We start from the raw sequence: 21,846 nt of genomic DNA, 5'->3' as shown, positions 1-21,846 counted from the left end.
CGGAGGCCTCTGCCGTCGCGCGGGCCCTACTCGGCGGCGGCCTGGTCCACCAGCGGCAGGATGCGGTACGGCACCGGGTTCTCCAGCGCGATCGCGGTCGCCGAGCGGACGATCCCGTCGAAGCCCACCACCCGGTCGATCACCCGTTGCAGATCGGCGTTGGAGCGGGCCACGATCCGCACCATCATGTCCCCGGCCCCGGTGATGGTGTGCAGTTCCAGCACCTCCGGCACGTTCGCCAGGTGCGTCCGGACGTCGGCGCCCTGGCCCTGGGAGATCTCCAGGGTGGCGAAGGCCGTCACCGGGTAGCCGAGCGCCGCCGGGTCGACCTCCGGGCCGAAGCCGCCGATCACCCCCTTGGCCTGCAACCGGTCCAGCCGGGCCTGCACGGTGCCCCGGGCGACCTGGAGCCGGCGCGAGCACTCCAGCACCCCGATCCGGGGCTCCTCGGCGAGCAGCCGGATCAGCCGGCCGTCCAGCGCGTCGATCGAGTCGTTCCCGCCGCCCGTCCCGGGGGCGGCCGAAGCGCCCGGCGGGGCGGGGGAGTTGGGCGAGCCGGGGGAGCTCGGGGACTGGGCGGGGGGCATCGCGGCTCCGTCCTCCGGTGGGCATTCTGTACAGCGGCGCCGCCGATTCTCCCGCCCCGACGCACAGCTTGACCAGGAGGAAACGGAACAGTTGCGCGCCGGTCGGCTCGGCGCCACCCTCCAGCCACAACGCCGTGCGCCGGGCCCCACACCGGCGCACGGTCGCACCCGCCGTGGTCCGCACGCCTACCGGGAGGGCCGTCATGACCGACACCGCCGCCGAACCCGTCCTGCTCGCCGCAGGACCCGGACAGTCCGACCCCCTCCCGATGGGCCGCGCCGACGCGGTGGTCTTCGCGGTCGGCGACGCCGAGCGGGCCGCCCGCCGCTACACCGCCGCGCTCGGACTGCGCTGTACCGCGTACGCCGGGCCGGAGACCGGGGAGCCGGAGACGGTCTCGTACGTGCTGGACGCGCCCGGGACCAGGATCGTGCTCACCTCGCTGGTCCAGGTGATCGGCCCGCGCGGCCGGGAGCTGGCCGCGCACCTGGCCCGGCACGGGGGCGGGGTGCTGGACCTCGCGGTGAGCGTGCCGGACGTCTTCTACGCCTACGACTACGCGGTGGACCGGGGCGCCCTGTCGCTGGCCGAGCCGTACGAGGCGCGGGACCGCTTCGGCACGGCGGTGCTCGCGACGATCGGGGTGCCGGGCGGGACCAGGCACACCCTGGTCGACCGGTCCGGCTACGCCGGGCCGTACCTGCCGGGGTACCTGCCGTTCGAGACCTGGTGAGGGGGGCTCAGCGGACGGCCGTCTCGACCACCGGCGGGTGGCCGTTCCAGTAGACGAAGACCGAGTTGGCCTGCTCGCCCTTGGTGAAGTCCACCCGCATCCACTGGTCGCCGTTCCACACCTGCATCTGCCAGCCCGGGTCGGGAGTGGCGGAGACCAGCGAGGCCTTGTCGGGGCGGATGTCCAGGGCGACCTTGCCGCCCGGCACCGGGTAGCTCTTCACGGAGGACACCGCCGTGGTGGTGGCGGGAGCGGGGCGGCGGGTGGCCGGCGGGGAGGCGGCGGCGAGGGTGGTGGCGGGGGCCGGCCCGCGCGTCGTCGTGGTGGCGGTCGGGGAGGCCGGTGGCGGGGTCGGGGCCCCGGTCTGGGTGGCCGACCGCGCCTGGTCGGGGGTGACGGTCGCGGTGTGCGGCGTGCCGTCGGCCCTCGGCGAGGGCAGCGGCAGGGCCGTGGGCTGCTCGAACGCGGCACCGGTCAGCACCGCGTGCACGCCGAGCCAGGACAGCGCCACCGCCGCCCCGGTGGCCGCCGCCCAGGCGCCGAGCTGTACCAGTCCGTTCCGCATCGTCCGCTCATCCTGCCGTATTCCGGGCCTGCGCAGCCGGGCAGCCCCGTTATTAGTCAGGGGAGTTGCACAATGTCCGGAGGCCGCCCGGAGGCCACCCCGAGGTACAGACCACTGCCCGTCGATGGCGTACCGTGCAGGGCCATGGCAACAGTGCTCGTGGTCGAGGACGACCCCTTCGTACGCTCCGCCCTCATCCGGCACCTGACCGACACCGGTCATGCGGTCCGCAGCGTGGGCACGGCACTTGAGGCGCTGCGGGAGGTCGCCCAGGTCGGCTGTGACCTGGTGATCCTCGACCTGGGACTGCCGGACCTGGACGGCAGCGAGGCACTCAAGATGATCCGGGGCCTGACCAATGTGCCGGTGATCATCTCGACCGCCCGCGACGACGAGGCCGAGATCGTCCGGCTGCTCAACGACGGCGCCGACGACTATCTGGTGAAACCTTTCTCCGGGGAACACCTCAGCGCCCGGATGGCCGCCGTTCTGCGCCGGCTCGGCGGCGGCGCCGCCCCCGTCGCCCAGGTGCTGCGGGTCGGCGGCCTCGCCATCGACCTCCAGCGCCGCGAGGCCTCGCTGGACGGGCGGCTGCTCGACCTGACCCGCCGTGAGTTCGACCTGCTGGCCTTCCTGGCCGGACGCCCCGGCGTGGTGGTGCCGCGCAAGGAGATCCTGGCCGAGGTCTGGCAGCAGACCTACGGCGGCGACCAGACCATCGACGTCCACCTGTCCTGGCTGCGCCGCAAGCTCGGTGAGACCGCCTCCAGCCCCCGCTACCTGCACACCGTCCGGGGAGTCGGGGTCCGGCTGGAGGCCGCCGGGGGACTGGCGGAGCACCGGACATGAGGAGGTTCGGGCGCTCGCTGCGCTGGGCCCTGATCAAGGCCGCCGTCGCCGGGACCACCATGGTCGCGCTGGCCTTCCTCATCCCGCTCGGCCTGATGGTCCAGCAGACCGCCCGGGACCACGCCTTCACCGCCGCCGAGCGGCAGGCCGCCGCGCTCGGCCCGGCCCTCGCCATCACCACCGACCAGATCGCCATCGACCGAGCCCTGGCCAGCACCGACGCCGGCGGGCAGGGCAGGATGGCGGTCCACCTGCCCGCCCCGGCCGCCCCGGACGCGCTCCCCGGCGCGGGCGGCCCCGGCGGGCCCACCATCGGCGAGGCCCGGGCCGCCGCCGGCGACGTGTCCACCGCCGGAGGCCAGGGCCGCTCCTTCACCGTCGAGGTGCCCGGCGGCTACGCGCTGCTCCAGCCGGTCGCGGTGGACACCGGGCGCACCGCCGTGGTCGAGGTGTTCGTCGCCGACGGCGACCTCACCCGGGGCGTCTCCACCGCCTGGCTGGTGCTCTCGGGCGTCGCGCTCGGCCTGGTCGCCATCTCGGTCCTGGTCGCCGACCGGATGGGCGGCCGGATCGTGGCCTCCGCCCGGCGGCTCGCCGGCGCCGCCCGCTCGCTCGGCGCCGGCAACCTCGCCGTACGGGTCCCGGTGGACGGCAAGCAGGCCGCCGGCAGCCCCGAGGAACTGCGCGAGGCCGCCCACGCGTTCAACACCATGGCCGACCGGGTGGTCCAACTCCTCGCCGCCGAACGGGAACTGGCCGCCGATCTGTCCCACCGGCTGCGCACCCCGCTGACCGTGCTGCGGCTCAACGCCGCCTCGCTCGGCGAGGGCGACGCCGCCGACGCCACCCGGCACGCGGTCTCCCAACTGGAGCGCGAGGTCGACCAGATCATCCGCTCGGCCCGCCGCGACCCCGAGGACGCGCCCGCCGTCGCGGTCGGCTGCGACGTCGCCGAGGTGGTCCGCGAACGGGTCGGCTTCTGGTCCGCGCTGGCCGAGGACGAGGGCCGCCGCTGGCAACTGGCCGGCGCCGACCGGGCGACGCCCGTCCCGGTCCAGCGCGCCGACCTGGCCGCCACCGTCGACGCGCTGCTCGGCAACGTCTTCCGGCACACCGCCGTCGGCACCGCCTTCTCGGTGGACGTGCTCGCCACCGAGACCTCGGTGATCGTCCTGGTCGGCGACGCCGGCCCCGGCTTCAGCGACCCGGCCGCCGCCCTCAAGCGCGGCGAGGGCCACGGCGGCGAGGGCTCCACCGGCCTCGGCCTCGACATCGTCCGCAAACTCGCCGAGTCCACCGGCGGCGACCTGGCGCTCGGCCGCTCCGCCGTGCTCGGCGGCGCCGAGGTCCGGCTGCGGCTGCGGACCCGCCCGGACGGCACCCCCGCGCGGGCGGGGCGGCGGCGCGGCCGGGGCGCGCTGTTCCAGAAGTGACCGCTTCCTCGGCTGTTGCCTCGACCGCTTCCTCGACCGCTCCCTCAGCCACTTCCTCGACCGCTCCCTCGGCCACTTCCTCGGCCACTTCCTCGACCGCTCCCTCGACCGCTCCCTCGACCTCGGCCGAGGCCCGGGGAACCGTGGTGGCCGGTCTTCGTGCGCGCCTGACTCCCTGCCGGCTTCGGGATCTTCCTTAAGCGCGGCCTAAGGGAGTTCTTCCCCTCGCTCAGCCCGCCGGTTCGGCCCCCCGGCCGCCGCTAGCGTCGGTCGCGCCGGTCACCCGACCGAGCCGGGCCGGCCGCCCGGACGTCCGCACGCACCCGCGCCCGGACCGCGGCCGACCGACGGCACCCCGGAGGTAACGCGCCATGACCACCCAGCCCAACCGCCGCCCAGGCCGCCGCAGGCGCAGCCGCAAGGGCGCGATCGTCGGGGCCTCGGCGGTCGCCGCCGCCCTGGTCGCGGGCGGTGTCGTCGTCCTCGCCTCCTCGGCCAGCGCCGCCTCGCTCGGCGCCGTCTACAGCCGGACCAGCAGCTGGGACTCCGGCTACACCGGCCAGTACCTGGTCACCAACCCGGACAGCGGCCCGATCGAGGACTGGACGCTCAGCTTCGACCTCCCGGCCGGGGCGAAGATCGACTCGCTCTGGAACGCCACCTTCACCGCCGCCGGCCAGCACGTCACCGTCAAGCCGGAGGCGTGGAGCAAGCGGCTGGAGCCGGGCAAGAGCGTGGTGGTCGGCTTCGTCGCCCAGGGCGCCGGCGCCGCGCAGGCCGAACCCGGAAACTGCCTGATCGACAACACCTCCTGCAAGGCCGGTGACGGCACCGCGCCCACCCCCTCGGGCCGCCCCACCACCACCGCGCCGACCAGTCCGGTGTCGACCGGTCCCGTGCCGACCACTCCGGTGTCGACCGCTCCCAAGCCGACCGGGACCGGCACCCCCACCGCGGCCCCCTCCCCCACGGGGACCGCGAGTGCCACCCCCTCGGCGAAGCCGACCACCCCGGCGCCGACCCCCACCCCGACCGCCACCCCCACGGCGACCGGTGTGCCCGTACCCCCGGCCGGCGCCGGGGCCGGCTTCGCCCCGTACGTCGACACCTCGCTCTACCCGCCGTACGACCTGGTCGCCACCGCCAAGGCCACCGGGGTCAAGAACTACACCCTCGCCTTCGTGGTGTCCGGCGGCGGCTGCCAGCCCAAGTGGGGCGGCGTCAGCGACCTGTCCGCCGACGCGGTGGCCGCCCAGATCGGCGCCCTGCGGGCGATCGGCGGCGACGTCCGGGTCTCCTTCGGCGGCGCCAACGGCAGCGAGCTGGCCCTCGCCTGCGGCTCCACCGCAGACCTGGCCGCCGTCTACCAGAAGGCCGTCGACGCCTACGGCCTGACCAGGCTCGACTTCGACGTCGAGGGCGGCGCGATCGCCAACACCGCCGCCAACACCCGCCGCGCCCAGGCCATCGCCCAACTGCAGAAGAACGCCGCCGCCAAGGGCAAGGCGCTCGACGTCTCCTTCACACTGCCCGCGCTGCCCTCCGGCCTGACCCAGGAGGGCGTCAACCTGGTCGCCGACGCCAGGAACAACGGCGTCGCGATCGGCGCGGTCAACATCATGGCCATGGACTTCGGCGACGGCGTCGCCCCGAACCCGCAGGGCCAGATGGGCAAGTACGCGATCGCCGCGGCCACCGCCACCCAGGCCCAGGTCAAGAGCGTGCTCGGACTGGACGACGCGGCCGCCTGGCGCAAGGTCGCCGTCACCCCGATGATCGGCGTCAACGACGTCGCCAGCGAGGTCTTCACCGTCGCCGACGCCAAGCAGCTCGCCGACTTCGCGGCGTCCAGGCACCTCGCGTGGCTGGCCATGTGGTCGGGCACCCGAGACAAGGCCTGCGACGGCGGGGCCAAGGCCTACGCCGATGCCAGCTGCAGCAGCGTCGTCCAGCAGCCGCTGGACTTCACCCGGGCCCTCGGCTCCTACACGGGCTGAGGCACGGGGCCGCTGAGGCCCTGAGGCCCTGAGCCCCTGGGGCCGCTGAGGCCGCTGAGGCCCTGAGCCTCCCCCCGGTGGCCTCGGCCGTCCGTGCTCCGCCCGCAACGGAGTACGGCCGGTCGGGGCCCATTCGTCACTCTGGGTGACTGCCTGTGCCCAGGCCCGGTCGGCCCGCATCCGGTATCGTCGGCGATTGGTCGAGCGGTGGACGGAGTGGACTGGTGACAGCGGTGCAAGACGAGCGCAGCCCGGTGCGGACCGCACCCGACCCCGCGCCCGCCCCCCTGTCGGACCGGCTGCGGACCGCGCTCGGCGCCCCCGTCCGCGCGCTGCGCGAGGCCCCCCGCCGACCGCTGCTGGCCGCCTCGGCCCTGGCGCTCCTGTCCCTGGTCGTGTACGCGGTGGTCCGCCACTTCGTCAACACCTCGATGGTCGACATGATCGTCTACCGGGCCGAGGGCGCCGCCGTGGCCAACGGCACCGACCTGTACGCACTGCGCGTCACCGAGTGGAACCTGCCCGCGACCTACCCTCCGTTCGCGGCCATGCTGTTCGTGCCCACCACCTGGTTCCCGGTCCCGTTCCTCCGAGTGGCGATCACTCTCGGCAACCTCGGGCTGCTCGCCCTGCTGACCCACCTGTCCTTCAAGCTGGTCGGCTGGCCGCGCCGCGAACTGCGGCCGATCGGCGTCATCCTGGTGACCGGCCTCGGCGTCTGGCTCGAACCCGTCTTCACCACGCTCCGGTACGGCCAGATCAACCTCGCGCTCGCCTGCCTGATCCTCTGGGACCTCACCCGTTCGGACGCCCGCCGCAGCAAGGGCATGGCGATCGGCATCGCCGCCGGCCTCAAACTCACCCCCGGCCTGTTCGCCGTCTACCTGCTGATCACCGGCCGGGTCCGGGCCGCCTTCGTGGCCGGCCTCACCTTCCTCGGCACCTTCCTGATCGGCGCCGTCGTCCTGCCCGACGCCACCTGGGGCTTCTGGACCAAGTACCTCTACGACTCCTCCCGGGTCGGCAAGACCGAGATCGTCGACAACCAGTCGCTGCGCGGCGCCCTCGCCCGGCTGCTGCACACCGCCGACCCCGGCACCCTCGCCACCCTCGCGGCCGGCCTGGTCGCGGTGGCCGGCCTCGCCGTCGCCGCCTGGGCCCACCGCAGTGCCCGATGGCTGCCCCGGGCCGAGGCCTGGGGCGTCTGCTGCGCCGCCGTCACCGCCGTGCTGATCTCACCGATCAGCTGGACCCACCACTGGGTCTGGTGCGTGCCGGTGCTCGTCCTGCTCGCCACCGAGGCCTCCGTCGAGCACGCCCGCCCGGCCGGCGTCCGCCGGCTGCGCTGGCGGGCCGCCTTCTGGGCGACACTGCTCGCGTTCCTCTCCTTCGCGATGTGGGCCGCCAAGCCGCTCGGGCCGGCCGTCCTCCACATGGCGCCGCTGCGCCAGCTGCCGACCTCGGTCTACCCGTGGGTCGGGCTCTGCTTCCTGCTCGCCGCCGCCATCCGGATAAGGGCCAGGCGACGCTCCGCCGGGGCACCGCTGGTCCGGCTGCCCGGACAGCGCGACGGCGGTGGCCCGGACGCCACCCGCGGCCGTCAGCAGGCCCCCGCGGCCCGCTGAGCCGGCGGGGGCGCGGCTCCCGTCGCGTCGCGCGGTCCCGGCCGGGTGCGTGCTGTGGCCGGCCGGTGCGTTCGCGGCCGTGCGCGTGCTGGTGGTCGTGCGCGTGCTCACGCAAGCAGGTCCGCGAGCGAGCCGTCCATGTCCAGCGCGGCCATCTCGCTGCCCGGCGGGACCAGCCGGTGGGCCCGCTCCAGCCAGGCCGCGACGACCGGCAGCGGCGCCTCCAGCAGGGCGTCGCCGGCCGGGGAGCTCAGCGCCAGGCAGAGCACGCTGCGCCGGCCCGAGCGGGTCGGCCAGATCCGCACGTCGCCCTGGCCGCACGGCCGGAAGGTGCCCTCGACCAGCAACTCGCGGGCGAACACCCAGGTCACCGGGGAGCCGGTGTCCAGGTGGAAGGTGATGTGCACCGCGTACGGGTCGTGGCTGCCGTAGGACAGCCGGGCCGGGACGGGGACGCTGTGCTCGGGGGAGAGCACCAGGTTCAGCTCCAGTTCGTGCTCGACCACGCTGGTGGGGCGCTCCATGATCGTTTTCCTCTCGGCCTTGGGTTCCTGCCCGGTTCCGGGCCCGGTGACCTTTGAGAGGGCGGTCCACGCCGGCTCTTACACACGTTTCCGGGATTTCTTCGGGAAGTTCGACGACGGGTGGTGGGACGCGGGGTGGTGAGGCGACGGGTGGTGGGACGCGGGGTGGTGACCGGTGGGGACCGCGGCGCGCGGACGCCCACCGCGCGCCGGGACGGTTCGGCCGCCCTTACCCCGGAGGGCCCTCCGCTGTCCGGTGATTGACCAACTTTCCGTCGGCACCTCGACGAGGCACTACCCTTTGTGACTGTCCGGCGACTGTCCGCCTACCGGCGGTGCCCCCCACCCACGCGCGCCGGACGGCTCGCGGGTGCGCCGGGCGGGCGTGCCGTGTCGGCCCCGCCAGGACCCGCCAGGAGAGAAGACCCCATGACGGACCGCCCCTTCGCCGGCGCCGGCGACTCGGCCGTCGGACCCGAGCCGGGCTACTACCCCGACCCCTCCATTCCCGGCTTCGTCCGGTACTGGGGCGGCTCGGCCTGGGTGCCGGGCACCAGCCGGCTCGCACCCGCCGAGGGCGAGGTGCTGGATCCGCCCCGGTTCGCGTCCCGGCGTCCCGCCGCCGGCGCGGCGGGGACGGCGCGGGCGGTGCCGCCACCGGCGGTGCCGGAGGCGGCCGTTCCGGAGGCGGCGTCCCCGGAGCCGTCCTGGGGCGGGACCGCGCACGGTGGGGGTGGGGGCGGGGACACCGGGCCGGTGTACTTCGACCAGACCGCGGGCGGGGCGAAGTTCGTCCTCGGGTCGCGGGTGGCGGAGGTGATCGGGGGGCCGGTGTTCCGGACGGTCGGGGAGCCGGAGGCGTCCGAGAACCCTGAGGTGTCCGGGGTGGCTGGGGCGTCCGGGGTGGCTGGGGCGTCCGGGTCGGAGATGGCGGCGGTCGAGGTGCCGGTCTTCGGCGAGGCGGTCTTGGGCGAAGCGGTCCTGGGCGAAGCGGTCCTGGGCGAGCCGGTGGTCGAGGTTTCGGCGGCCGGGGGTGCGGCAGGCCAGGGCGAGGTGGAGGAGCTCGGCTGGCAGGCCGTTCCGCAGGCGCAGCGGGGGCTGATGGAGACGGGTGGCGAGCCGCACCGGGTCTCCTGGGGGGTGCTTTCGGGGGCGCCCGACGGGGAGGAGGGGCGCGCGAGGGAGGTCCGCGCTTCGGTTGCTGTTCCGGCCCGGGCTTCGGCCGGAAGGCCGGCCGCCGCTTCGGTCGGGGTGGAGGTGGCCGTCGCCTCCGGAGCGCCCGCGACCGTCCCGGCGGCGGTGGCGGTGCGGGAGGCGCCGTCGCCCGTTGCGTCACCCGTCGCGGCGTCCGTTCCGGCGGCTGTGCGCGGGGCCGGGCGTGCCGTCGAGTCCGCGTCCGCATCCGAGCCCGAGTCCGTCGTACCGGCCCCGGTCGCCGCCGGAGCGGTTCCGGTCCGGGCTCAGGGCCGACCCCCCGCGCCTGCCCCGCCCGCCGGGTCGCTGCCGGTCGTGCGCCCGGCCCGGGAGGCCGTCGCGCGGCGCCGACCCGCTCCGGCCGCGCCTGCCCCCACCGTGCCCGCCTCCGTGACGCCCGCCGGACTCGGACGCCGGCTGGCCGCGCGCGCCGTGGACACCGTCGTACTCCTCGTGGTCGCCGTCGCCGCCGGAATCCCGCTCGGCCGCTCGGCGTCCGAGCACCTCCAGCAGAAGCTCGACCAGGCCAGGATGGCCAGTTCCCTCACCCGGCGCCAGGTCCAGGTCTGGCTGGTGGACGACGTGGTGCTGGGGAAGGTCGCGGTCCTGCTCGGCATCCTGCTCTTCGTCAGCCTGCTCTACGAGGTGCTGCCGACCGCCCGTACCGGCCAGACCTTCGGCAAACGGCTGGCCCGGATCCGGGTGGCGGACGCCGCCGCCCCCGGCGCCCGGACCAGGTTGAGCCTCGGCCGCTCGCTGCTCCGGTGGGCCGTGAGGCAGCTCGGCCTGCTGCTGCTCGTCGGCCTGGTCTGGCCCGTGTTCGACCGCCCGGCCCGGCGCGGCTGGCAGGACCGGGCCGCCCGCACCCGGGTGGTCCGCGACTGAGGCCTCCCGGCGTGGCGGTCGGCTCCCGGCGCGGAGGCACCATCCGGAGCGGAGGCGCCGCCCGGCCCTGGCGGCAAAACGGACAGAATGTCCCAAACGGCGAGAATGTGTGATGTTCTACTCGACGGATGAGCACTCACGACCCCTCAGGCTCCCAGCCGGAGGGGGGCGGCCAGCCCTCCTTCGACAAGCAGTCCCCGCAGCCGGGCGGCGGCACGCCGGAAGACCGGCCGTCGGACCCGAACCCGCCGCCCGCCCCGCCGCCCGCCGGCGGCCCGTCCGACGGCACCTCCGGCAGCCCGTCCGACGGCCCCGGCGCGTACGGCGGCACCTACGGCGGCCCGACCGGCGGCCAGAGCCCGCCCGGCGGCAGCCCCTACGGCCAGAACCCCTACGACCAGCCCCCGCCCGGCTACGGCCCCACCGGCTACGGAACCCCCGGCTACGGAACCCCCGGCGCCGGACCCGTCCCCGGCATGCCGCCGATCGGCAGCTGGCCCAGGCGCATCCTCGCCCGCCTGATCGACTACCTCCTCGTCCAGGCCGTCGCCGTGATCGTGGTGGCCCCCTTCGCCGACTTCGGCAACCGCTCCGGCGAGGTCGGCGCGTTCTGGCTCGGCTGCGGCATCTACCTCCTCTACGAGGGCCTGATGCTGGGTCGGGACGGCCAGACCCTCGGCAAGAAGGCGATGCACGTCCGCGTCGCCATGCTGATCGACGGCAACAAGCCCACCCAGGGCGCCGCCTGGACCCGCGCGGCCGTCTACATCCTCCCGGCCGTGATCTGCTGCGCCGCCTTCTGGTGGATCATCGACGGGGTGTTCGGCGTCTTCGACAAGCCCTACCGGCAGTGCATCCACGACAAGGCCGCGAAGACCGTGGTGGTCACCACCGACTGACCGGCCGAGCGGGCTGCGACGCCCGGCGGCGGACTGGCGTTGCTAGCGCTGCCGGGCGTACTCGTGTCCGGCCGGGGCCGGGGAGGCCGCTCCCGCCCTCGCCGCCGACCGGCCGGACACGGCGACCGACAACACCGTCACCACGGTGCCGAGCGCCAGGGCGAACCCCTCCAGCACCGCGACCTCCAGGACGCCCGAGGCGCCCGAAACGGCCAGCAGCGCCACAGTGGCGGCGACGACGGTGAACGAGCCGAGGCAGTACTGGGCAGCGGACGGACGAGGCATGGCGGGGGTCCTTCGCACGTCGGGGGGAACGAGCGGGAATGGCGCCGGTCCCAGAAGTGCTGCCCGGCAAGGGAGTTCGGTAAGTCCAGGCTAACCCGCCGGACCGGGAGCACGGGGGGCGCACAGGCTCACCCCGGGGTCGTCCGCCCCCTCGGTACGGTGAACCCGACCGCGCCCGCCCCACCCACCCGGGGGAACACCCGTGCCCATCCCCGCCGACTGGCCCACCACCGAAGCCCAGGCACTCGCCGAACAGGAACGCCTGCGCCCCCTCGTCCAGACCCACGACTCCGACGACCCCGACGGTTCCGGCTCAGGTTCCGGTTCTGGTTCCGGCTCCGGCGGTGGCGGTGGCGGGGTCGGGCGGCTCATCGCCGGCGTCGACGTCGCCTACGACGACGAACACGACCTCGTCGCCGCCGCAGCCGTCCTCCTCGACCACGACACCCTCGCCGTCGTCGAACAGTCCACCGCCGTCGGCCGCATCCCCTTCCCCTACACCCCCGGACTGCTCGCCTTCCGCGAACTCCCCGCCGTCCTCGACGCCCTCGCCGCCCTCACCCGCACCCCCGACACCGTCGTCTGCGACGGCTACGGCCTCGCCCACCCCCGCCGCCTCGGCCTCGCCAGCCACCTCGGCGTCCTCACCGGCCTGCGCACCCTCGGCGTCGCCAAAACCCCCTTCACCTTCCGCCACCACGACCCCGACACCCCCCGCGGCTCCACCACCCCGCTCACCGACCCCGCCACCGGCGAAGAAGTCGGCCGCGCCCTCCGCACCCGGCCCGGCGTCAAACCCGTCTACGTCTCCGTCGGCCACCGCATCAGCCTCGACACCGCCGTCCGCACCACCCTCCAACTCGCCCCCCACTACCGGCTCCCCGAAACCACCCGGCACGCCGACTCCCTCTGCCGCCGCGCCCTCGCCGACGCCCTCCACGCGAGGACGCCTGCGAACTGACCAGGTATCAGGCGGAATTCGGGCCCCGTGTGTTAGACATGAGACACCGGGGCCCAACCCCGGCAGCGACCCACGGACGCACGGGGGAGGCGCCGAAATGGCAACAGGAACCGGTACGACCGGAGGCGCCGGCCGGGGCTACCGCGTCGAGATCGAACAACTCCGCGCCTTCGCCGCCCAAGTCCGGCTCCTCCTCGCCGAATTCCAGCACCACGCCGACGGCACCGGCACCCACGGGCGCAGCGGCATCGGCAAGACCGCCTTCGGCACCTTCGCCGAAGCCACCGAGATCCACAACCGCTACAACACCATGCGCGACGGCCTGCGCGACGTCCTCAACCAACTCCAACAAGCCGTCGACGAAGCCCAGAAGAACGCCGAACTCACCGCCACCACCTACGAAGAACACGACCAGCACACCGCGAAGAAACTCAAACTCGGCGACGACGGCTGGTCCGTCGCCAACCCCTCCGCCAGCAGCAAGGCCGCCTACGAGCACACCGTCGCCCCACCCGCCCCCTGACCCCCGGCCACCACCGGCCGAGCCCGAACGGAGGCGACCCCCCATGGCCTACACCGACTTCACCACCTACAGCCACGCCCAACTCCGCACCATGGCCCAGGCCCTCAACCCCGGCGAAGTCATGGCCGCCGGCGACCCCTGGCGCCACGCCGCCGACACCCTCAAAGCCATCCGCGCCACCCTCACCCGCGCCAGCACCGAAGCCGCCGTCACCTGGGAAGGCACCACCAGCGACGCCTTCCACACCCGCATGCTCCACCTCGCCGACAGCATCAACAACGCCGCCTCCTACGCCAACGACGCGGCCAACACCCTCCACAACATGTCCGAGGCCATCGCCAAGGCCAAGCGCGACATGCCCGAGGAACCCAGCACCTGGGAAAAGGTCAAGGACACCGTCGGCGACGGCGTTTCCTCCGTCTTCGGCGGCGACGACGAACACATCCCCGTCGCCGACCGCCGAAAAGCCGAAGCCGCCACCGTCATGCAAACCCTCGCCATGCACTACCGCATCGCCACCCCCACCCTGAAGCCGCCACCCCCACCGGGAACCCCGTCGAAGCCCGGAGCTCGCGACGACTTCGCCGACAAGACCGGTGCCGACCAAGGCGGGGCGGCTGCGGTGGGCGGCCTCATGACCGGCATGGGGGTTGGCAACATGGGCTCGCTCGGAGGCCTCTTCACTCCATCGGAGACGGAGCCCTCGAAGCCTCGGGGTCGCAGGCCGAGCGGCGCCGGTGTGGCCCCGGAGTCGCCGGGTGCCTCGGGAAAGACCTCGGTGGTCTCGGAGCCCGGGATCAAGGGCGGGGTGGCCACGGTCAAGCCGGGGCCGGTCAACTTCGGCGCGGCCACGACGGTGGACGGTGCGGGCATCGCGCCACCGACGGCGGCCGGGAGGCCGGCGTCGACCGGGGTGACGGGCGCGCCGGCCTCCCCGGGGCCGGGCAGCCAGACCGCTGCCAGCCCAGGAGGGTTCGGGCCGGGCGGTGGCGCAACGACGCCGGGTCTGTTCGACGGGGTGAGGGAGAAGCCGGCGGTCGTCGAGCGAGAGCTGGGGGGCCGCGGCAACCTACCGGCCGGACCCGGTGCAGGCCGAGGCGGCCAGGTCCCCGAGGGCGTCCACGGCGGCGGCCAGGGTGACGGAGGCAGAGGTGGTTCGGTGGCCGGTCGGGTCGGGGGCGGCGTGGTGGGTGTCGGCGAACGACCGGGAGCCGTACCGGGTGGCCGGGCGCCCGCCGGGGAGGGCGCCTCCGGCGGCAGGCGGGCCTTCACCGAGGGTGGGTCCGGTCTCGGGCTGCGCAATCGCCCGCGGCCGGAGTCTGCGGGCGTTCCCACGTCGTCCCAGGTGCCGGCAGTTCCGTACGGGGGCGTCCAGGGGCGGGCCAAGGACAAGGAAGGCGGCCGCAAACGGCCGGACTACCTGGTCGAGGACGAGCAGACCTGGGCATCGGAAGGGCCCGTCAATCCGAACGTGGTGAAATGACTCCTGGTCCGCAGACGACCGGGTGATTCGATCGGGGCCCTCGTGGTTCGTGGACCACGGGGGCGTCGCTGTGCTGAGTGGGGTGACCGGGCTTGAGGGACGGGCGACTTGGGCGCGGACTGGCCGTGCTGGCGGCAGGAAGTCTGGTTGTGGCGATCGGGGCGGGTCGGGCCGGCGCGGACAGTGTCCGCGACGAGCAGTGGGTGCTCGGCGACTACCGGGCCGAAACGGCGTTGTGGCCGGTGTCGCAGGGCGGCGGTATCACGGTGGCTGTCATCGACAGCGGTGTGATGGCAAGCCATCAGGATCTGACCGGACAGGTGGTGCCCGGGGCCGACTTCTCCGGTGACAACGGAGACGGCACGGTTGACAAGGATGGCCACGGCACCGGGATGGCGAGTCTCATCGCCGGTCATGGCCATGGCGACGGAGCCGGCATCGTGGGCCTGGCGCCGAAGGCGAAGATCCTCCCGGTCCGCGTGAGTTGGGACTCCACTGACGCCGTGGCGCAGGCCGGTCTCGTCCGGGCGATCCGGTTCGCCGTTGACCACGGCGCCAAGGTGGTCAACATGTCCATCGGCGGTTACGCCGGGGCGGACCAGGAGACCAGGGCGGCAGTCAAGTACGCCGTCGACCACGACGTGGTCATGGTTGCCGCGACGGGAAACAGTGGGAACCAGGCCACCCATGTCGAGTACCCGGCGGCCTTCCCCGGAGTGGTGGCGGTCGGCGCGGTGGACCGGCAGGGGCGACTGTGGGAGAAGTCGAGCTACGGACCGGAGACCACACTGGTCGCCCCCGGGGCAGAGATCTACCGGGCCAGTGCGAAGACCTCTGCCGGCTACGGCGTGGGCAACGGCACCTCGGATGCCACCGCCTACGTCTCCGCCACCGCCGCGTTGATCCGGGCGAAGTATCCGGAGCTTTCGGCGGGGCAGGTGATCAATCGGATGATCAGGACTGCCACGCCGCCGCAGGACGGGTCGGCGGTGCCGGGGAGCAGGTACGGCTTCGGGGTGCTGGCGCCGGCGAAGGCGTTGGAGGCCGATCCGGGGGTGGACGGCGGGTCTCGGGAGAATCCGTTGGTGGGGCGGGCGGAGTCGCGGGGGGCTGCGGGGGACGGGGTGACGGAGCCGCCGGGTGGCGAGGCCGTGGTGCCTGCGGCTGGGGCCGGCGGGGGCGGCTGGTTCGGGGTCGGGGTTGCGGTGGGGGTGGCGTTGTGGGTGGTGCTGGTCGGCGGGGTGGTGGCGGTCGTGGTGTGGGTGGTGCGGGTGCGGCGGCGCAGGGGTGCGGGTGGCTGAGGGCTGCGGGCGGGGTGGCAGCATTTTGGTGGCGGTTGGCGTCCTTGCCGCTGGTGGGGCGGGTGGTGGGGTGGCCATGCTGGGGTCATGAGTGCTTCTGAGCGTGGCGTGGATCCGGTGGGTGTGGTCGTGCCGGACGGCAAGGACTGGACGTGGGTGTTGGAACGCCCGTGTCCGGATTGTGGGCTGGACGTTCCGGCGGTGGTGCGGGAGGACGTCGCGGGGATGGTCCGGGCCAATGCGGAGGCCTGGGTGGCGTTGTTGGCCGGGGCCGAGGAGGGTTTGCGTCGGCGGCCGCGGCCGGGGGTGTGGTCGGGGCTGGAGTACGCGTGCCATGTCCGGGACGTGTTCCGGCTGTTCCGGGTCCGGTTGGACCTGATGCTGGCCGAGGACGACCCGCTGTTCCCGAACTGGGACCAGGACGAGACGGCGGTCGCCGAGCGGTACGGGGAGCAGGTGCCGGCGGTGGTGGCCGGGGAGCTGGCGGCGGCCGCGGAGGCGCTGGCGGCGGCGTTCGGGCGGGTGGCGGGCGAGCAGTGGGGGCGGACCGGGGGCCGTAGTGACGGGGCACGGTTCACGGTGGAGTCGTTCGCCCGTTATCTGATCCACGACCCGGTGCATCACTTGTTCGACGTGACGGGTGAGCGGGTCTGAGGGGGCTCACCAGCCGGAGGCCTCCCACAGCATGGTGCGCCGGAGCCGGCCGGCGACGCTGGCGGTGTCGGTGCCGATGACGTCGGCGATCTCGGGGGCGGCGAGGCCGACGACGTAGTGCAGGATCGCCAGGTCGTCGTCGGCGGGGTGGCGGTCCGGTGCGGCGGGCACGTGCCGGGTGTGGTCGGCGACGGTGCTGCGCAGGATCTGCCAGGCGTTCGCGGTGGGGTTGGAGCTGCCCAGCAACTCGCGCCATTGGACGGCGATTTCGGCGAACGCCTGTTGGACGGCGGTGGCCGCGCTGCTGTGCTCGGTCAGCCACACCCGGGCGTAGCTGAGGTACCGGGGGCGGTGGAGTTCGCAGAAGGCGGCGAACTCCAGTGGTACGTCCTCCGGTTCACCGGGCCTCGGGGGCGGCTCGGCGGAACTCGCGTGACGGTTGGTCATCTCGGCTTCTCGGAAAGGGAGATGGGTGGCTGACGGTCGATCATCTGCGCTCACTCTACGATATGCCCTCGGTGCGCTGGGTTACCAATCGGATTGAATGCCCGGAACCCGCCGCCGCTCGGCCGGTTCCGGTGTCGACCGGTGGGGCGTGGTGGTGCGGCGGTGGTGGGGCGGCCGGGCGGGGGATCGGTGGGGGAGGGTGGCGCAGTGGTGCGGGGGGTGTAGTTGCGAGCGCGTCGCGGCTGGTCAGGGGGTGCAGAAGGGCCGTGGTTGCAGGACGGTTGATGTGCCACCGTAGGGCTTATGGAGGCTGGCGTCCACGCCCACGGCGCGAAGCTGCGGCCGCACAACCGTCCGCGCAACCACACCTTCGGTCGCGCCCGTTCCGGCGTGGCGTGACGGGCCGGGTGGACTCCGACGTGCATGTCTCCACCGGGGGCGCGCAGCCCGGGTGCGGGCGGTGGGTGCGGGCGGTGGATGCGAGGTGGACGCGCTGTGTGCCGAGGTGGGCGTGGCGGCAGGGGTGGTGGGTGGGCGGTGCGCTCGCCGTGGCGGCGGCGCACCGGGTGGCCGAGGGGGCGGAGCAGGCGCTGATCCGGACGGTCCCGCGCCTGCTGGCCGCCACCGTGCACGTCGGCCACGCCTCGGCGGCCTGGGGCCGTCCGGCCCGGGGGTCGAGGCGCGGGTGGGGTGGTCTGCCGTCAGGACTGCGGTCGGGCCTCCGTCGGGGAGAGGCGGTCGTCGACGGCGCTGCTCCGTTCGACCTGGGCGGGGAAGGAGTCGATGGCCCGCCGCCGGGCGAGTTGGGCGGCGGTGGCGGCTGCGACCGCAGTCGCCGCAGCGGCCTCGGCGGCGGCCTCCTCGTGTTCGCACCGGTGCGCGGCGCCGCCGGGATACCCGGCGGTGGCGGGGTGCGCGGCGCCGGTGGGGTGTCCGGTGGCGGGGTGTCCGCCGGCGGTTCGTCGGCGGCGGCCGAGCGCGGTGCGGGCGGCGTGTTCCTCGGCCGCCTGTCTCGCGGCCAGGTAGGCCTGGACGGCGGCCATGCCGTAGACCGGCTGGATGAGCTGGTGGCCTTTGAAGAAGGGTCTGGCCGGGGCGAACCCGGCGGCGACCACGAGGTCGCGGATCTCGGCTATCTCGGCCTCGCTGCGGGCGGTGAAGCGGACCTCCCAGCCCTTCTTGTACGTATGGCCCTGTTCGCCGCTGCGGCGGGCCGGGTCCGGGCGGCGGACGTATCCGGGCAGACGGCCAAGGCGGAGCTGGGCCGCGCGGAGGCCGGCGGTCTCGTCACGTGACATGACGCAAGCCTAGGCAATTCCCGGGGCGGGTTTGACGCCTGAAGGGTCTCCCGGCGTATGCCTTTGGTCACTCTGGGTCAGGCGGCCTGGTGGGCGATCGGGTTCGATCAGATATGACAACCTGACGACCGTCAATTACTCCGATTGAGTGAGGGTATGGGGACTTTAGTGCGAGCTGATCCCGGTTTCGCGACGGTTGGGTAACAGTGCGTCAGGTGGCCGGTGGCGGGTCGGAGCGGTTGGGGATGGTGTCCGCATGAGCTACCGGATTCCCACGCCGCCGCCGTCCCTGGAGGAGCTGGCGAAGCGTCAACAGAACGTCGTCACCGCGAGCCAGTTGCGCGCCCGGGGCGTGCCGGCCCGGGTCATCACCGAGCACTGCCGTCGCGGCGGGCCCTGGCGGCGGCTGCTGCCCCGGGTGTACCTGCTGCAGTCCGACGGGCCGACCCCGGAGCAGCGGATGTGGGCCGCCCTGCTGTACGCGGCGCAGAACGGCCGCGAGGAGGGCCGCCGCGAGGGCGCGGTGATCACCGGTGCGGCCGCGCTCGCGCTGTACGGATTCGCCGCGGTGCCCCGGCTGCCGGCGGTGACCGGGGTGGACGTCCTGGTGCCCCGCCAGCGTCGGCTGAAGGACGCCGGGGAGGTGCGGATCCGGCGCACCGAAAGGGAGTTGGTGGCCCGCTCGGTGCACGGCCTGGCCTGCGCGCCGGTCGCCCGGGCGGTCGCGGACGCGCTGTGCGAGTGGACCGCGGAGGAGGGTGGCACCCCGGTGCCGGTGCGGGCGCTGCTGCGCGAGGCCGTCTCGCGGCCAGACGGCCCGTGCACCGTACGGGAGTTGGCGTCCGAGCTGACGGATTCCGGGCTGACCGGCGAGCCCCGGGTGCGCGCCGCCCTGGACGAACTGCTGGCCGGTGAGCGGGACTTCGTCCTGGAGCGGGTCGGCGAACTGGTGGACGAGTGCCTGCTGCCCGTCCCGCTGGTCGGCCCCGAGCTGCGGATGCGCGGCGGCACGTACATCGCCGTCCCGGACCTCTACTGGCCGGAGCAGGGCGTCGCCGTGGAGGTGGACTCGGACCTGCGCTGCGTCAGCGAGGGCGAGGCCGCCTGGGTGCGCGGCGGCCAGCACCGGATGGAGTACCTGGGGATCCGGGTGGTGTACGTCTCCGGCGCCCGGCTCGCGGCCGACCGGGACGCGGTCGGCGCCGAACTGCGCGAGGCCCACCGGGTGGGCGGTTCGGACGTGGTGGAGTTGATGGTCGGTTAGATCCGGGCCGGATCCGTCCGCCCCCGGATCCGGGGGCGCACCCGAGTCGCACCCGAGCCGCGCCCGGGGCCGGGGCCGCTCCCGACCCGGAGCCGGGGCTACGCCCGAACCACCGGGGTGCCGACCAACTCGACTCCGGCGGCCCGCAGTTCGGCGAGCGCGGCGGTGGTGGTCGCCGGCGCGACCCCGGCGGTGAGGTCGAGCAGGACGCGGGTGGTGAAGCCGGCCCGGGCGGCGTCCAGGGCGGTGGCCCGGACGCAGTGGTCGGTGGCGATGCCGACCACGTCGATCTCGTCGACCTGCCGTTCGCGCAGCCACTCCACCAGGCCGCGGTTGTTCTCGTCCAGCCCCTCGAAACCGCTGTACGCCGCCGAGTAGGCGCCCTTGTCGAAGACCGCCTCGACCGCGCCGGAGATGACGGACGGGGCGAAGTTGGGGTGGAAGCCCACGCCTTCGGTGCCGGCCACGCAGTGCACCGGCCAGCTGGTGACGTAGTCGGGCTCGGTGGAGAAGTGGTCGCCCGGGTCGATGTGGTGGTCGCGGGTGGCGAGGATGTGCTGGTAGCCGGGGGAGGACTCGGCGATCAGATCGGTGATGGCGGCGGCCACCTCGGCGCCGCCGGCGACGGCCAGACTGCCGCCCTCGCAGAAGTCGTTCTGCACGTCGACGACGATCAGTGCCCGGTGCATGGCTCGCATCCTCGGATGTGGGGGGCGGCCGTGGTGGCGCCCTGGTGGGGGGAGCCCTCGGGAGTACTCGGCCCGCGGCGGGGCTCGGGGGTTCTCGGGGAGCTCCGGGGGAACTCTACGGCTGACTCTAGGGAGTGGCGTGCGGGGGCGGAAGGCCTGGGGCGGACCCCGGGCCGGCGCCCGGCGCGAACCGGCGAACCGCGGCGGACCGGTGAACCGGGTGAACCGCGGCGAACGGCGGACCGGCGATCCGCGGCGGACCGGCGGCCCGGAACCGGCGGCACGGCCCCGGGGTCGTCCGCCGGTCCGCGCCGGTCGGCCGGGGCGGGGTCAGAGCACGAGTTCGGTCGGCAGCACCGGGTCGCCCTTGGAGAGCTGGGTGGCCGACAGCGGCAGTGCGGCCCGGGCCCGGATGTGCCGTTCGCGCGCGGCGGTGAGCGGTTCGCGGCCGACGGCCCGGCCGGCCCGCACCAGCGGCACCTGCATCAGGTGCGGCTCCAGGTCGGCGGGGACCGCTCCGGTGCCGACCACCTCGGCCTCGGCGACGCCGTCGGCGTCGGGCCGGCGGGCGGCCCACTTGCGGCCGCCGATGCTGGTCTTGCCGCCGGCCGCGCGCTTGGCCACCGGCACCAGCGGCCCGTCCGCGCTCTCGGCGCGGGCGACCAGCTTGTAGACCATCGCGCAGGTCGGGTGGCCGCTGCCGGTGACCAGGCTGGTGCCGACGCCGTAGCCGTCCACCGGGGCGGCGGCGAGCGCGGCGATGGCGTACTCGTCGAGGTCGGAGGTGACGATGATCCGGGTCTTCGTGGCGCCGAGGTCGTCCAGCTGGCGGCGGACCCGGTGGGCCAGCAGGGTGAGGTCGCCGGAGTCGATCCGGACGGCGCCCAGTTCGGGGCCGGCCACCTCGACGGCGGTGCGGACGGCCTCGCGCAGGTCGAAGGTGTCGACCAGCAGCGTGGTGCCCTTGCCCATGGAGGCGATCTGCGCGCGGAAGGCGTCCCGCTCGCTGTCGTGGACGAGGGTGAAGGCGTGGGCGGCGGTGCCGGTGGTCGGGATGCCGTGGGTGAAGCCGGCCTCCAGGTCGGAGGTGGCGGCGAAGCCGGCGAGGTACGCGGCCCGGGCGGCGGCGACGGCGGCCTGCTCGTGGGCGCGCCGGGCGCCCATCTCGATCACCGGGCGGCCGCCGGCGGAGGCGGTCATCCGGGAGGCGGCGGCCGCGATCGCGGAGTCGTGGTTGAGGATCGAGAGGATCACCGTCTCCAGGATCACCGCCTCGGCGAAGCTGCCCTCGACGGTGAGCAGCGGCGAGCCGGGGAAGTAGACCTCGCCCTCGGGGTAGCCGTGGATGTCGCCGGCGAAGCGGTAGTCGGCGAGGTAGCGCAGGGTGTCGTCGTCGACCACGCCCTGGCCGGCCAGCCAGTCGAGCTGCGGGGTGGTGAAGCGGAAGTCCTCGATGGCGTCGAGCACCCGGCCGGTGCCGGCCATGACGCCGTAGCGGCGGCCGCTGGGCAGGCGGCGGGTGAACACCTCGAACACGGAGCGGCGGTGCGCGGCCCCGCTGCGCAGGGCGGCCTGCAGCATGGTGAGCTCGTAGCGGTCGGTGAGGAGCGCGGTCGAACCGGCCGCGCGCACTGAAGTGGCGTCCATGC

Annotated in this window: 21 protein-coding genes; 13 read left to right on the top strand and 8 right to left on the bottom strand. The window is 74.4% G+C overall.

The annotated features are described in order from the left end of the window. Positions 1 to 26: 26 nt before the first annotated feature. Complete coding sequence (locus tag AB0O19_RS16375) at positions 27 to 587, bottom strand: Lrp/AsnC family transcriptional regulator (protein WP_350881144.1); 561 nt, start codon at positions 585 to 587, stop codon at positions 27 to 29. A gap of 203 nt (positions 588 to 790) precedes the next feature. Between AB0O19_RS16375 and AB0O19_RS16370 the strand changes: the two genes are divergently transcribed. Beyond that, positions 791 to 1,321: a VOC family protein gene (locus AB0O19_RS16370; protein WP_363620101.1), complete on the top strand. Its 531-nt coding sequence runs from the start codon at positions 791 to 793 to the stop codon at positions 1,319 to 1,321. A 7-nt stretch (positions 1,322 to 1,328) separates the two neighbouring features. On the opposite strand, the gene AB0O19_RS16365 is transcribed toward AB0O19_RS16370, so the two are convergent. After that, on the bottom strand, positions 1,329 to 1,886 hold the full coding sequence (locus AB0O19_RS16365) for a hypothetical protein (protein ID WP_363620099.1): 558 nt from the start codon (positions 1,884 to 1,886) through the stop codon (positions 1,329 to 1,331). A 144-nt stretch (positions 1,887 to 2,030) separates the two neighbouring features. Between AB0O19_RS16365 and AB0O19_RS16360 the strand changes: the two genes are divergently transcribed. The 4 genes from AB0O19_RS16360 to AB0O19_RS16345 all read left to right on the top strand — a co-directional run bounded on the left by AB0O19_RS16360 (position 2,031) and on the right by AB0O19_RS16345 (position 7,790). Next, entirely contained in the window at positions 2,031 to 2,735 is a 705-nt protein-coding gene (locus tag AB0O19_RS16360) for a response regulator transcription factor (RefSeq protein WP_350881149.1), read from the top strand. Between the two features lie 17 nt (positions 2,736 to 2,752). Continuing rightward, the gene (locus AB0O19_RS16355) at positions 2,753 to 4,168 is read left to right on the top strand and encodes a HAMP domain-containing sensor histidine kinase (protein WP_363620175.1); all 1,416 of its coding nucleotides are present in this window, start codon (positions 2,753 to 2,755) and stop codon (positions 4,166 to 4,168) included. A gap of 371 nt (positions 4,169 to 4,539) precedes the next feature. Continuing rightward, complete coding sequence (locus AB0O19_RS16350) at positions 4,540 to 6,165, top strand: cellulose binding domain-containing protein (RefSeq protein ID WP_363620098.1); 1,626 nt, start codon at positions 4,540 to 4,542, stop codon at positions 6,163 to 6,165. Positions 6,166 to 6,389: 224 nt separating this feature from the next. Then, positions 6,390 to 7,790: a glycosyltransferase 87 family protein gene (locus AB0O19_RS16345; RefSeq protein ID WP_363620096.1), complete on the top strand. Its 1,401-nt coding sequence runs from the start codon at positions 6,390 to 6,392 to the stop codon at positions 7,788 to 7,790. A gap of 107 nt (positions 7,791 to 7,897) precedes the next feature. Here AB0O19_RS16345 and AB0O19_RS16340 read toward each other — a convergent pair whose 3' ends face one another. Continuing rightward, entirely contained in the window at positions 7,898 to 8,314 is a 417-nt protein-coding gene (locus tag AB0O19_RS16340; RefSeq protein WP_063349195.1) for an SsgA family sporulation/cell division regulator, read from the bottom strand. Positions 8,315 to 8,743: 429 nt separating this feature from the next. Between AB0O19_RS16340 and AB0O19_RS16335 the strand changes: the two genes are divergently transcribed. Both AB0O19_RS16335 and AB0O19_RS16330 read left to right on the top strand, forming a co-directional pair. Beyond that, a complete protein-coding gene (locus AB0O19_RS16335) occupies positions 8,744 to 10,393 on the top strand; it encodes an RDD family protein (RefSeq protein WP_363620094.1) in 1,650 nt (549 codons plus the stop codon). A 128-nt stretch (positions 10,394 to 10,521) separates the two neighbouring features. Next, a complete protein-coding gene (locus AB0O19_RS16330; protein ID WP_363620092.1) occupies positions 10,522 to 11,292 on the top strand; it encodes an RDD family protein in 771 nt (256 codons plus the stop codon). Between the two features lie 42 nt (positions 11,293 to 11,334). Here AB0O19_RS16330 and AB0O19_RS16325 read toward each other — a convergent pair whose 3' ends face one another. Then, on the bottom strand, positions 11,335 to 11,577 hold the full coding sequence (locus tag AB0O19_RS16325; protein ID WP_363620090.1) for a hypothetical protein: 243 nt from the start codon (positions 11,575 to 11,577) through the stop codon (positions 11,335 to 11,337). A 202-nt stretch (positions 11,578 to 11,779) separates the two neighbouring features. Between AB0O19_RS16325 and AB0O19_RS16320 the strand changes: the two genes are divergently transcribed. From AB0O19_RS16320 to AB0O19_RS16300, 5 genes are all read left to right on the top strand, one after another. Continuing rightward, entirely contained in the window at positions 11,780 to 12,538 is a 759-nt protein-coding gene (locus AB0O19_RS16320; RefSeq protein ID WP_363620088.1) for an endonuclease V, read from the top strand. Positions 12,539 to 12,635: 97 nt separating this feature from the next. Beyond that, a complete protein-coding gene (locus tag AB0O19_RS16315) occupies positions 12,636 to 13,061 on the top strand; it encodes a hypothetical protein (RefSeq protein WP_363620086.1) in 426 nt (141 codons plus the stop codon). Positions 13,062 to 13,152: 91 nt separating this feature from the next. Beyond that, positions 13,153 to 14,544, top strand: coding sequence for a hypothetical protein (locus tag AB0O19_RS16310; RefSeq protein WP_363620085.1), 1,392 nt, complete (start codon positions 13,153 to 13,155; stop codon positions 14,542 to 14,544). A gap of 149 nt (positions 14,545 to 14,693) precedes the next feature. Next, positions 14,694 to 15,845 carry a S8 family serine peptidase gene (locus AB0O19_RS16305; RefSeq protein ID WP_363620083.1) on the top strand — a complete coding sequence of 384 codons (1,152 nt, stop codon included), beginning with the start codon at positions 14,694 to 14,696 and terminating at the stop codon, positions 15,843 to 15,845. Positions 15,846 to 15,932: 87 nt separating this feature from the next. Beyond that, positions 15,933 to 16,499 carry a DinB family protein gene (locus AB0O19_RS16300; RefSeq protein WP_363587187.1) on the top strand — a complete coding sequence of 189 codons (567 nt, stop codon included), beginning with the start codon at positions 15,933 to 15,935 and terminating at the stop codon, positions 16,497 to 16,499. Positions 16,500 to 16,505: 6 nt separating this feature from the next. On the opposite strand, the gene AB0O19_RS16295 is transcribed toward AB0O19_RS16300, so the two are convergent. Both AB0O19_RS16295 and AB0O19_RS16290 read right to left on the bottom strand, forming a co-directional pair. Then, on the bottom strand, positions 16,506 to 16,946 hold the full coding sequence (locus AB0O19_RS16295; RefSeq protein WP_063349204.1) for a hypothetical protein: 441 nt from the start codon (positions 16,944 to 16,946) through the stop codon (positions 16,506 to 16,508). A gap of 701 nt (positions 16,947 to 17,647) precedes the next feature. Beyond that, a complete protein-coding gene (locus tag AB0O19_RS16290) occupies positions 17,648 to 18,244 on the bottom strand; it encodes a hypothetical protein (RefSeq protein ID WP_363620081.1) in 597 nt (198 codons plus the stop codon). Positions 18,245 to 18,500: 256 nt separating this feature from the next. Between AB0O19_RS16290 and AB0O19_RS16285 the strand changes: the two genes are divergently transcribed. After that, a complete protein-coding gene (locus tag AB0O19_RS16285; RefSeq protein ID WP_363620079.1) occupies positions 18,501 to 19,508 on the top strand; it encodes a hypothetical protein in 1,008 nt (335 codons plus the stop codon). Positions 19,509 to 19,606: 98 nt separating this feature from the next. On the opposite strand, the gene AB0O19_RS16280 is transcribed toward AB0O19_RS16285, so the two are convergent. Together AB0O19_RS16280 and AB0O19_RS16275 are read right to left on the bottom strand one after the other, a co-directional pair. Then, positions 19,607 to 20,197 carry an isochorismatase family protein gene (locus tag AB0O19_RS16280; protein WP_363620077.1) on the bottom strand — a complete coding sequence of 197 codons (591 nt, stop codon included), beginning with the start codon at positions 20,195 to 20,197 and terminating at the stop codon, positions 19,607 to 19,609. A gap of 330 nt (positions 20,198 to 20,527) precedes the next feature. Further along, the gene (locus AB0O19_RS16275) at positions 20,528 to 21,844 is read right to left on the bottom strand and encodes a nicotinate phosphoribosyltransferase (RefSeq protein ID WP_363620075.1); all 1,317 of its coding nucleotides are present in this window, start codon (positions 21,842 to 21,844) and stop codon (positions 20,528 to 20,530) included. Positions 21,845 to 21,846 lie beyond the last annotated feature (2 nt).

Source organism: Kitasatospora sp. NPDC091276, assembly GCF_040684355.1.
Lineage (GTDB): Bacteria > Actinomycetota > Actinomycetes > Streptomycetales > Streptomycetaceae > Kitasatospora.
The sequence above is the reverse complement of the archived record's forward strand: the minus strand, read 5'-3'. Positions and strand labels throughout refer to the sequence as shown.

Bases quoted from the DNA above. Each gene is read 5' to 3' on its own strand.
- AB0O19_RS16375 (WP_350881144.1), bottom strand. From the start codon at position 587: ATGCCCCCCGCCCAGTCCCCGAGCTCCCCCGGCTCGCCCAACTCCCCC.
- AB0O19_RS16370 (WP_363620101.1), top strand. From the start codon at position 791: ATGACCGACACCGCCGCCGAACCCGTCCTGCTCGCCGCAGGACCCGGA.
- AB0O19_RS16365 (WP_363620099.1), bottom strand. From the start codon at position 1,886: ATGCGGAACGGACTGGTACAGCTCGGCGCCTGGGCGGCGGCCACCGGG.
- AB0O19_RS16360 (WP_350881149.1), top strand. From the start codon at position 2,031: ATGGCAACAGTGCTCGTGGTCGAGGACGACCCCTTCGTACGCTCCGCC.
- AB0O19_RS16350 (WP_363620098.1), top strand. From the start codon at position 4,540: ATGACCACCCAGCCCAACCGCCGCCCAGGCCGCCGCAGGCGCAGCCGC.
- AB0O19_RS16340 (WP_063349195.1), bottom strand. From the start codon at position 8,314: ATGGAGCGCCCCACCAGCGTGGTCGAGCACGAACTGGAGCTGAACCTG.
- AB0O19_RS16335 (WP_363620094.1), top strand. From the start codon at position 8,744: ATGACGGACCGCCCCTTCGCCGGCGCCGGCGACTCGGCCGTCGGACCC.
- AB0O19_RS16330 (WP_363620092.1), top strand. From the start codon at position 10,522: ATGAGCACTCACGACCCCTCAGGCTCCCAGCCGGAGGGGGGCGGCCAG.
- AB0O19_RS16325 (WP_363620090.1), bottom strand. From the start codon at position 11,577: ATGCCTCGTCCGTCCGCTGCCCAGTACTGCCTCGGCTCGTTCACCGTC.
- AB0O19_RS16315 (WP_363620086.1), top strand. From the start codon at position 12,636: ATGGCAACAGGAACCGGTACGACCGGAGGCGCCGGCCGGGGCTACCGC.
- AB0O19_RS16310 (WP_363620085.1), top strand. From the start codon at position 13,153: ATGGCCCAGGCCCTCAACCCCGGCGAAGTCATGGCCGCCGGCGACCCC.
- AB0O19_RS16300 (WP_363587187.1), top strand. From the start codon at position 15,933: ATGAGTGCTTCTGAGCGTGGCGTGGATCCGGTGGGTGTGGTCGTGCCG.
- AB0O19_RS16295 (WP_063349204.1), bottom strand. From the start codon at position 16,946: ATGACCAACCGTCACGCGAGTTCCGCCGAGCCGCCCCCGAGGCCCGGT.
- AB0O19_RS16290 (WP_363620081.1), bottom strand. From the start codon at position 18,244: ATGTCACGTGACGAGACCGCCGGCCTCCGCGCGGCCCAGCTCCGCCTT.
- AB0O19_RS16285 (WP_363620079.1), top strand. From the start codon at position 18,501: ATGAGCTACCGGATTCCCACGCCGCCGCCGTCCCTGGAGGAGCTGGCG.
- AB0O19_RS16280 (WP_363620077.1), bottom strand. From the start codon at position 20,197: ATGCACCGGGCACTGATCGTCGTCGACGTGCAGAACGACTTCTGCGAG.
- AB0O19_RS16275 (WP_363620075.1), bottom strand. From the start codon at position 21,844: ATGGACGCCACTTCAGTGCGCGCGGCCGGTTCGACCGCGCTCCTCACC.